This is a genomic window from Candidatus Streptomyces philanthi (assembly GCF_059553635.1).
Genome location: NZ_JCANQV010000352.1, coordinates 1 through 5,475, shown reverse-complemented (window position 1 = coordinate 5,475; position 5,475 = coordinate 1). Strand labels below are relative to the sequence as shown.

4 protein-coding genes and 1 pseudogene are annotated in these 5,475 nt (G+C 72.0%); 1 reads left to right on the top strand and 4 read right to left on the bottom strand.

Going from position 1 to position 5,475, the window contains the following annotated elements; all coding sequences use genetic code 11:
- From AC51EU_RS26610 to AC51EU_RS26600, 3 genes and pseudogenes are all read right to left on the bottom strand, one after another.
- Positions 1–325 (bottom strand): annotated as a pseudogene (locus AC51EU_RS26610) (hypothetical protein); the annotation flags it as partial.
- Positions 318–1,070 carry a hypothetical protein gene (locus tag AC51EU_RS26605; protein ID WP_496269628.1) on the bottom strand — a complete coding sequence of 251 codons (753 nt, stop codon included), beginning with the start codon at positions 1,068–1,070 and terminating at the stop codon, positions 318–320. The gene AC51EU_RS26605 and the pseudogene AC51EU_RS26610, both read right to left, overlap by 8 nt.
- Before the next feature lie 43 nt (positions 1,071–1,113).
- Positions 1,114–1,638: a phage tail protein gene (locus AC51EU_RS26600; protein WP_159508453.1), complete on the bottom strand. Its 525-nt coding sequence runs from the start codon at positions 1,636–1,638 to the stop codon at positions 1,114–1,116.
- Positions 1,639–1,921: 283 nt separating this feature from the next.
- Here AC51EU_RS26600 and AC51EU_RS26595 point away from each other — a divergent pair, with 283 nt between their 5' ends.
- Positions 1,922–3,118: an RNA-guided endonuclease InsQ/TnpB family protein gene (locus AC51EU_RS26595; RefSeq protein WP_496269627.1), complete on the top strand. Its 1,197-nt coding sequence runs from the start codon at positions 1,922–1,924 to the stop codon at positions 3,116–3,118.
- Between the two features lie 41 nt (positions 3,119–3,159).
- Here AC51EU_RS26595 and AC51EU_RS26590 read toward each other — a convergent pair whose 3' ends face one another.
- Complete coding sequence (locus AC51EU_RS26590; RefSeq protein ID WP_496269626.1) at positions 3,160–5,088, bottom strand: phage tail sheath family protein; 1,929 nt, start codon at positions 5,086–5,088, stop codon at positions 3,160–3,162.
- Positions 5,089–5,475 lie beyond the last annotated feature (387 nt).

The following is a 5,475-nucleotide window of genomic DNA, read 5'->3' as shown; positions in this document are numbered from 1 at the left end:
GCAGTGCGGGAGCGGGCCGTACCGCCGGGCCGGGCCCCTCCCGGGGCGGCGGGACCATGACGTCCCGTACGGTCTCCCGCTCGACGGTCGTCCTGGTCTCCCGCTCATGACGGACCCGCTCGGTGTCCCGCCCCGCCCTCGGGGACACGCGCACCACCGGCGGCACGGGCGCGTCCGGCTCCCCGGGCGCGCCGGGCAGTGTCTCGATCCGTTCGAACGGGCCGGGCAGCCGGGGCCGTACGCGCGTACGGCGGGGCCCGCCGGCCCGGTCCCCGGGCGACGGCGGCGCGTACCGCGCCAGCAGCCGGTCGACGTAGTCAGGCATCCGCGCACAGCTCCAGGTAGTAGCGGCGCCGCTGCGGGCTCAGCGCCAGGATCTCGGGCTCGCTCCAGCCGTACGCCGAGGCCAGCAGATGGACGTCGAGGAGGACGTCCCGGGCCCAGGCGTCCAGTTCGGTCCACAGGTACGCGGCGATGTCCAGCTCGGCCGGGGTGGCCGCGCCGCACTCGGGGCAGGTGATCGTCAGCGTCAGCTCGGCGCCCGGATCGGCCCGCTCCGCGGCCTCGGCGAACCGCTCCAGCACCGGGCCGGGCAGCGCCGCCAGCTCCTCGTCCGACGCGGGACGGCCGTCCCGCCGTGCGGTCAGGACGCAGCGGGCGCCGAGCATCCGCCGCGCCTCCTCGGGGCCGGCCGCCGAGGACGCCACCGCGGTGAGGTCGGCGGGCGCGGGCAGCCGGAAGCGGACCGCCCACCCGCCCTCCTCGACCGGCAGCCCGCCCTCGGGCGCCCGGGGGCGCGTGGCGAGGGCGCCCGCGTCCAGCTCGCACTCCATCGCCTCGCCGCACTCCGCCGCCGCGCAGTCCAGCGTGACCTCCATCCGGTCCCCGAACAGCGCCCGGCGCAGCGCGAACAGATCGGCCGCCCGCTCCCCGAGCGGCGCCGCCAGCAGCGCGCCGGGCTCCGCCCCGGGGCGGGCCGCACGGTGCAGCAGCAGGGCCCGGCCGTCGTCACGCTCGGCCAGCCCGGCCTCCCAGAGGGTCAGCAGTTCTTCGGGCCCGGTGACCGCCATTCCTCCCCCAAGTGCCGTGATGCGGACCGCCGTACGGGCCGGCTCAGGCCGGATGCGTGAACGACGGCTCCTGCGGCTCCGGCACCTCGTAGTCCCGTTCCCAGCCCTCGCACTCCAGCTTCAGGCTCTGGATGGCGACGGCGTTGGCGTTGGCGTCCATCTCGCCCAGCACCTGGTACTCGCTCGGCCAGGAGCGGTAGATCTTGTGCGAGACGGCGACCTGGCCCGCCTCGTTGAGGACCTGGATGACGATGTCCTTGCGGAAGTCGGCCAGCGACACCTCGGAACCGAGGCCGGCGCCGACCTGCCAGACCTTGTTGGCCCAGCGGTCGAACTCCGGGTCGTGGGTGACCCCGCGCTCCAGCGTGATGCCCTCGAACTCCGAGCGGCCCGGCGACTTGCGCGGGGAGCTGGGGTCGCCGCCGTTGCGGTGCTTGACGACCTCGGTGGTCCGCTTCAGCGGGCTGATCTTGCTGACGCCCGCGACCGTACGGCCGTCCCACAGCACCAGGAACTTGAAGTTCTTGTAGGGGTCGAAGCGATGGGCGTTGATCTGGAACTCGGCCATGAGAACCCTTTCGAGGGGCCACCGGCTTCAGCTGGTGGGGGAAGCGAATCCGTGATTGCGCTGCGGAGCGGCGCAGTGCCTGGTCTTGAACATGAGGCGTCGTCAAGAGCGGTAGCGTTTGGGCTGTGGCTAGAGGAGATCGCCGGGAGTCGCTGAACCTTCGCGTGCCCCCGGATCTGAAGCGGCGGGTCGAGGGGTACGCCCACCGGGCCGGTATCTCGATCAATGCGGCAGCGTGCGTTCTCCTCGCCGAAGCCCTGCGCCGTGAGCGGAGCCGCCAAAGGTGATCCGCGCCTACAAGTTCCTGCTCCGCCCTACGGCCCGCCAGGCCCAGGCCCTGCGCGCGATGCTGGCCGATCACCGTTCCCTCTACAACGGTGCGCTCCAGGAGCGCAGGGACGCCTGGCGGCACAGCTCGAAGACCAGCGTCCGGTACGGCGGCCGATCTGCGCAGCTCAAGGAGATCCGGGCGTTCGGCCCCGGGGGGCAGGGCCGCTGGTCGTTCTCCTCCCAGCAGGCCACGCTGCGCCGCCTGGACAAGGCATTTCAGGCGTTTTTCCGCCGGGTCAAGAAGGGTGAGAAACCGGGCTACCCGCGATTCAAGGGGCTCGGCCACTTCGACACCGTCATCTTCCCGAGGGACGGCGACGGCTGCCGCTGGGACTCCACCCCGCACGACCGGCTGACCCGTGTCCGTCTGCAAGGCGTCGGGCACATCCGCGTGCACCAGCACCGTCCGGTGCGGGGCCGTGTGAAGACGATCGCCGTCAAACGGGAAGGCAACCGCTGGTACGTGGTTCTCTCCTGCGACGAGGTGCCCGCCGAGCCGCTGCCGGCCACGGGCACGGTCGTCGGCATCGACATAGGCGTCACGCACTTCCTGACCACCTCCGGCGGCGAGCACTTCACCAACCCCCGCTTCCTCGAAAGGACCGCCGGGGAACTCGCCGAGGCGCGGCGGCACCTGGCGACGTTCCCCCGCCGCACCAAGCAGCACCGTGCCGCTGCCCGCAAGGTCGCCAAGATCCACACCAGGATCCGTCGCCAGCGTCTGGACCACGCGCACAAGACCGCCCTCGTCCTCGTCCGCAGTCACGACGCGATCGCGCACGAACGGCTGAACACCGCGGGCATGACCAGAAAACCCGCTCTCAGGCCCGACCCTGAACAGCCCGGTGTGTTCCTCCCGAATCAGCGGGCCGCGAAGGCCGGACTCAATCGATCGATCCTCGACGCGGGTTGGGGGGTGTTCCTCGCGATCCTCGCCAACAAGGCTGAAAGCGCCGGTCGGACCGTCGTCGCAGTGGACCCCCGCAACACCTCCCGCACCTGCCCGATCTGCGGGCACATCGCGAAGGAGAACCGCGTCACCCAAGCGAAGTTCCAGTGCGCGACGTGCGGCTTCACCACGAACGCGGACCACGTCGGCGCGCTGAACGTCCTCGACAGGGCCGGGCTGGCCCTCTGTGCCGCTGCCTAGCGGGCGACACAGGAAGTCCGCCGCTTCAGCGGTGGGTGGAGTCACCAGGATCCTTCGTGTCCTTGTCCTTCACGGCCCGTGGCGTCGAACTGGCCGGCCATCTGCCGGATCGTGACGACCACGAACTCCGCGGGCCTGACCGGGGCGATGCCCACCACCACATGGACGATGCCGCGCTCGATGTCCTCGTCCGTCGTGGTGTCCTTGTCGCACTTGACGAAGTACGCCTGGCGCGGGGTGCCGCCCTTGAAGGCGCCCTTCTCGAACAGCCCGTGCAGATAGGCGGAGGCGTGGAGGCGGATCTGCTGCCACAGCTGCTCGTCGTTGGGCTCGAAGACGGCCCAGCGCAGCCCCCGCAGCAGGCTCTCCTCGATGTGCAGCGCCAGCCGCCGCACCGGGACGTACCGCCACTCGCTCTCCAGCGCGTCCGCGCCGGCCAGGGTGCGTGCGCCCCACACCAGCGGCCCGATCACCGGGAACGTCCGCAGGCAGTTGACGCCGAGCGGGTTGAGCAGGCCGTTCTCGCGGTCGCTGAGCCGCACGGACAGGGCGCGCACCCCGGCGAGCCGGGCCTCCGTGCCGGCCGGTGCCTTCCATACGCCGCGTTCGCCGTCCGTACGGGCGATGACGCCCGCGACGGCGCCGCAGGGCGGGAAGGAGCGCAGCCGCCCGGTGAGCGGGTCGGTCATCTCCAGGTGCGGGAAGTACAGGGCGGCGTGGTCGCTGCGGACGGGCGTGAAGGCGTCGATCCCGGCGCGGGCGGCGTCCACGCTTCCCCAGGCGGCGGGCGCGTCCGTGAGCAGGAAGATCCGCTGCTGGCGGCACAGCCGGTCGGCCGCCGACAGCACCGTGATCATGTCGTCGGCGGATTCGTACGACGCCAGTTCCGGCAGGGCCAGCAGATTGATGTCCGGTACGTCGCGCAGCGCCTGGAGGCCGGTCCTGCGGGACTCGCTGCCGATGAGGTCGCCGGGGCCGGGCGGATCGCCGTCCTCCCCGCCGCGCAGCGGGAAGACCGGCGGGTTGACGGACGCCTCCAGGCCCAGATCGTTGGCGCACTCGCCGACGAACCGCACCACGTCGCGGGGATCGGTGGACCCGGCGACGACCTGGAGCCGCCGCCCGAACGCGATGACCTGGGCGCCCGCGAACGCGTGCCGCCCCGGCGCGTCCGGCAGCGAGCGCAGCTTGTGCTCCAGCAGCAGCGCCAGCTCCGTGACGGTGCGGGGGGCCTCGCCGTCGCAGTCCGGGTCGTAGAGGGTGAACTCCCGCTCGACGTGTCCGATCTTGACGGTGAGAGCGACGTCGAGGGCGGGCAGCTCGTGGTGGAACGCCTTGGAGACCGTGCCGGAGGGGTCGGGCCGGTCCTCCCCGACGGCCCGGACGCGGATCAGTGACGAGCCCGCGTTGACCACCGTCTCGGCGAACCTGCCGCTGCCGGGGTCCATGGACAGGCCGGAGAAGGACTCCCGGGCGGTGCCGTGCGCGTCGAGGACCTGGAGGTTGAACGTCCGGCCGCGGGGGTGGTGCGCGGTCTCCTCGGCGTTCTCCCCGTCCCCGTGGTGGCCGGGGGTGTCGTGGTCGACGACGAGCCGCAGGCCCGAGCCCCACGCGCCGGGCTCCTTGGCGTGCGCCTCCAGCACCGGGCAGCGGCTGTGGCCCTCGGTGGACTCCAGGGTGAGGTGCGCCTCGCAGCCGCTGCCCGCCCGGGCGGCGCGGACGATCACCGCCACGGCGCCGCCGTTGCCGAAGAACTGGTGCACGGCGTACGAGAGGGGGCTGCGGGAGGTCAGTCCGCCGAAGCGGCGCTCGAAGTCGGCGAAGCTCGTGACCCGCACGGGGGTGTTGAGCGGGCCGCGTCGGGTGTGGCCGATGAACGCGGTGACGGATGTGGTGACGGTGGTGATGCTGCGGATGCTGCTGGGAAGCTCTTCGACGTAGACACCGGGATAGGTCGTATGCGCCGGCATTCCCCCTCCAATCCCTTCAGGCACCGAGCGTGAGGACACCAAGAAATCGAGAGACCTGGAATGGGGGAGGGGCGGCGGGCACGGGGGAGTCCATGGCCGCTGCTCGCGCGCGGTCGCGCGTCCCCCCGAAACCCATCAAGTTCCCCCGTCTGCGCCCGCTGCGAAACGGTCTGCCGACCACCTGCACGGGACCAAGCCCGAAGCTTGTGACTCCTGATGCGTAAGTTCCCAACGCAGTGTCCGCCGTGGGGAGTTGGCGGGTCAAGGGGGCTTCTGGACACGCCCTGCGAAGAGAATGTGAGCAGGCGTCACACCTTCTTCCCGGGCAGCCTCCCCCGCCTCCCGGACCGGAATCCCGCGGCGCGGGGCGTACGGGGGCGCGGCGAC

Excerpts from the sequence above, each read along its gene's own strand:
- AC51EU_RS26605 (WP_496269628.1), bottom strand. The coding sequence starts at position 1,070 with ATGGCGGTCACCGGGCCCGAAGAACTGCTGACCCTCTGGGAGGCCGGG.
- AC51EU_RS26600 (WP_159508453.1), bottom strand. The coding sequence starts at position 1,638 with ATGGCCGAGTTCCAGATCAACGCCCATCGCTTCGACCCCTACAAGAAC.
- AC51EU_RS26590 (WP_496269626.1), bottom strand. The coding sequence starts at position 5,088 with ATGCCGGCGCATACGACCTATCCCGGTGTCTACGTCGAAGAGCTTCCC.